Here is a 4092-nt window from a genome sequence, read left to right as displayed (position 1 = left end):
GTTGTAGGTTCCTCTGTGGTTGTTGTAGTCGTTGTGGTTGTAGGTTCCTCTGTGGTTGTTGTAGTCGTTGTAGTTGTAGGTTCCTCTGTGGTTGTTGTAGTTGTTGTGGTAGTTGGTTCCGGAGTTGTAGTGGTTGTAGTTTTATCACCATCAACACCACCATCTGCTCGAATATTTGATACAGAAGAATTCTTTTCTATGGCCACAACAGCTGCTTCGCCTTTTATACGATACCAGGCTTGGCTATGGTTTTCAAATTTAGCTTGATCAGGATTTGTTACTTTTGTTTTATATATAACTGTGAAACCTGTTAGTACGGCGTCTTCTTGAGGAATTTTAATTGAAATTTTTCCAGTTTGCGCATCTGCAGTAAATTGAGCATTAGGGAAATCCTTTAAGAAGTTTGTAATCGCATCAGATCCACTATAGTAACCCGACTTTTTACCTGTTACGATAATCATCCAACTATCTGTTTTTAAAGTGTGGCCTGGCTGAATTTGATCTTCAACGCGTACTTCATCATCAACATCCACCTTCATATTATTGATATTTAAGCTCCATAGAATATGATCGGGATCGTTAGCTTTCATGTCCCCGGCCTTTAAGTAAAATGGTGCAGAGGACTTTCCAGTAGCTACTTTCTTGACGGAAATCTCTACAGTTTTTGTCCCACTCGTGATACGAAAACTACCAGTGTGTTCTTTCTCAGTATTTGTTTCGTTGTGGGCTTCGATTTCAAACTCCCCCCAACCACGAATGTTTTCAAGATTTGTGATTCCGTCATTAAAGGTCACTTTGGCTTCTCCATCAGTGATTACCATATCTCCTACATACGTACCTTCAATCGTTAATTTAATGGTTTTCTTAAATCCAGCTCCATGAATTGTTCCTGAATCTGGCCAAGTTACTTGGAGGGTATCTCCTGACTTAATTTTTTGAGCATGCTCGTCAAAAGTGAATTTAACAGTTGTTTGGCCTCCGTTATACAATTCGTTTGATGAAACAGTTAATGAGCTGACATTATTGCTAACATCAGCTGCTTGCACCACTTTTTTTGGAGTGATGAGAATTAGTAGTAACGGTAAAAACGCAATAAATAGAAGCTTAGGCAGTTGTCCCTTAAAAATTCTTTTCATTTTTTCCAATATATCTCCTAAATTTTTAAAATCATTGTTTGTGTTAAGTACACATTATAGGACTCTTTGAAAATTATTTAAAGATTCTCCTTCCTAAAGTTTTCAGTTATAAAGCAGTCCTATGTAGTGAATTATATCACAAGGTAAGCCGTGTTTCAATACTATAACTTTGATTATTTAAATTAAATAGTAGAAAAAAAGTAATGTGTGGTACATCAAATATCAGATAATTGGAATTGACTCTTAAATAAATTTTCGAAAACGGTAAGTATTGCTTTTTCTCTAAAAAAGCGTATAATCAAATTCATACTATCTAAAGGGAGTCTCTATGAAGAAGAGTTTTATTCACCAACAAGAAGAAATTTCATTTGTAAAAACAACGTTTACCCAGTATTTGAAAGATAAACTAGAAGTCGTTGAGGTTCAAGGTCCAATCTTAAGTAAGGTAGGAGATGGGATGCAGGACAATCTATCCGGAGTGGAAAACCCTGTCTCTGTAAAGGTTTTGCAAATTCCTAATGAAACTTATGAAGTGGTTCATTCCCTTGCAAAATGGAAACGTCATACCTTGGCGCGGTTTGGCTTTGGGGAAGGGGAAGGTCTCTTTGTCCATATGAAGGCTCTTCGTCCAGATGAAGATTCGTTGGATGCGACCCACTCAGTTTATGTCGACCAATGGGACTGGGAAAAGGTCATTCCAAATGGGAGCCGTAACCTTGCCTACTTGAAGGAAACGGTTGAAAAAATCTACAAGGCGATTCGTCTAACAGAGTTAGCTGTCGAAGCTCGCTATGATATTGAATCGATCTTGCCGAAGCAAATCACCTTTATCCACACAGAAGAGTTGGTAGAGCGTTATCCTGACTTGACGCCGAAAGAGCGGGAAAATGCCATCACCAAAGAATATGGAGCTGTCTTTTTGATTGGGATTGGTGGCGTCTTATCAGATGGCAAACCGCACGATGGACGGGCGCCGGACTATGACGACTGGACAACGGAAACTGAAAATGGCTACAAGGGTTTAAATGGGGATATCCTTGTTTGGAATGATAACCTAGGGGCGGCATTCGAACTGTCTTCTATGGGGATCCGGGTCGATGAAGATACCCTCAAGCGCCAGGTTGCTATTACAGGAGATCAAGATCGTTTAGAATTGGAATGGCACCGCGCGCTCTTGAATGGACTCTTTCCACTAACTATCGGAGGTGGGATCGGTCAATCACGGATGGCTATGTTCTTGCTTCGTAAGAAACATATCGGAGAAGTCCAAACCAGCGTCTGGCCGCAGGAAGTTCGCGAACAATATGAAAATATCTTATAAGATAGTTGAAAGTAAAGCAACGAAAGAAATCGAGCCTTGCATGTGATGCGGGCTCTATTTTTATAGGCGGGAGCAGCTCCCTTTTTCTATTCCTGATGGGCTTGTAGGCTGATTTTACTGCTTGAGCGCTGTCACGGACTATAAATTATGATAGAATAAATAGTACAAAGCAAGCAAAGGAGTGGTGTCTATGAAATTACAAAAACCAAAAGGAACCCAAGATATCCTGCCACAGGAATCCGCTAAGTGGCAATATGTAGAAGGATTTGCTCGCGAAACCTTTAAAAAATACAATTACGCAGAAATCCGAACACCTATTTTTGAACATTACGAGGTCATTAGTCGTTCGGTAGGGGATACAACGGATATCGTGACCAAGGAGATGTACGACTTCTATGACAAGGGTGATCGTCATATTACTTTGCGTCCGGAAGGGACAGCACCAGTGGTCCGCTCCTATGTTGAAAATAAACTCTTTGCACCAGAGGTTCAAAAACCAAGCAAGGTCTATTATATCGGCCCTATGTTCCGTTATGAGCGTCCTCAGGCTGGCCGTTTGCGTCAGTTCCACCAGATTGGCGTAGAATGCTTTGGATCTAGCAATCCTGCAACAGACGTTGAGACGATTGCCATGGCTGACCAATTCTTCAAAGAGATTGGCATTGAAAATGTCGTCCTCCACTTGAATACCCTTGGTAGCACCGCTAGTCGGGCAGCTTATCGTCAAGCTTTGATCGACTACCTCCTTCCAATGAAGGACCAACTTTCAAAAGATAGCCAACGTCGTCTAGAGGAAAATCCGCTCCGCGTCTTGGACTCAAAAGAAAAAGAAGACAAGCAAGCGGTTGAGAATGCTCCATCTATCCTGGACTATTTAGACGAAGAAAGCCAGGCACACTTTGATGCCGTACGGGCTATGCTAGACGGTCTCGGAATTGACTATGTCATCGATACCAATATGGTCCGTGGCCTAGACTACTATAACCACACTATTTTTGAGTTCGTGACAGAAGTAGATGGGAATGAGTTAACCGTTTGTGCGGGTGGTCGTTACGATGGCTTGGTAGAATATTTTGGTGGACCAGAAACGCCAGGTTTCGGTTTTGGGATGGGACTTGAGCGTCTCTTGTTGATCCTCGATAAACAAGGAGTTGAGCTTCCTGTTGAGACATCGTTGGATGTCTACATTGCTGTGTTAGGTTTAGAAGCAGAAGTAGCCGCTTTGGAATTGGTTCAGGCCCTTCGTCGTCAAGGCTTCATCGCAGAACGTGATTACCTAGGCCGTAAGTTGAAGGCTCAGTTCAAGTCAGCTGACGTCTTTGGGGCCAAAACCATCATTGCTCTTGGTGGTAGCGAGGTTGAAAGTGGGCAAATCACCGTCAAAAACAACCAGACTCGCCAGGAAGTGACCACGTCCATCGAAGAAGTAAAAAATGATTTTCAGACTATTTTGAATCAACTATAAAAAGAAAAGACGGATGCCGAGAAGGTATCGGTCTCAGATTGAAGGAAAAATTCTTAGAAACTTTCCTTAGGTGAGTACGGACGTCAGCGAACTTCGTAGAAGTTCGCTGACTTATTAAGATACAAAGGGCGTCTGCGGATAAAGTCAAAATAGGAAGTTTGACGCAGAAT

At 41.8% G+C, this 4092-nt stretch carries 3 protein-coding genes; 2 read left to right on the top strand and 1 reads right to left on the bottom strand.

Annotated features, from left to right (window positions below; translation table 11 throughout):
• Nucleotides 1-1136 (bottom strand): collagen binding domain-containing protein (locus tag ADH49_RS09545; RefSeq protein ID WP_048692056.1); only part of this gene is annotated, 1136 nt, incomplete at its 3' end.
• A gap of 328 nt (nucleotides 1137-1464) precedes the next feature.
• Here ADH49_RS09545 and asnA point away from each other — a divergent pair.
• The gene (gene asnA / locus ADH49_RS09540; RefSeq protein ID WP_048692049.1) at nucleotides 1465-2457 is read left to right on the top strand and encodes an aspartate--ammonia ligase; all 993 of its coding nucleotides are present in this window, start codon (nucleotides 1465-1467) and stop codon (nucleotides 2455-2457) included.
• A gap of 190 nt (nucleotides 2458-2647) precedes the next feature.
• Nucleotides 2648-3922, top strand: coding sequence for a histidine--tRNA ligase (gene hisS / locus ADH49_RS09535; protein WP_048692046.1), 1275 nt, complete (start codon nucleotides 2648-2650; stop codon nucleotides 3920-3922).
• Nucleotides 3923-4092: the final 170 nt, after the last annotated feature.

Source organism: Streptococcus sp. 400_SSPC, assembly GCF_001072745.1.
GTDB classification, from domain to species: domain Bacteria; phylum Bacillota; class Bacilli; order Lactobacillales; family Streptococcaceae; genus Streptococcus; species Streptococcus xiaochunlingii.
Note: the sequence above shows the minus strand (reverse complement) of the source record. Positions and strands in the feature narration are given on the sequence as shown.

Coding starts and splice junctions, on each gene's coding strand:
- asnA (WP_048692049.1), top strand. CDS start 1,465: ATGAAGAAGAGTTTTATTCACCAACAAGAAGAAATTTCATTTGTAAAA.
- hisS (WP_048692046.1), top strand. CDS start 2,648: ATGAAATTACAAAAACCAAAAGGAACCCAAGATATCCTGCCACAGGAA.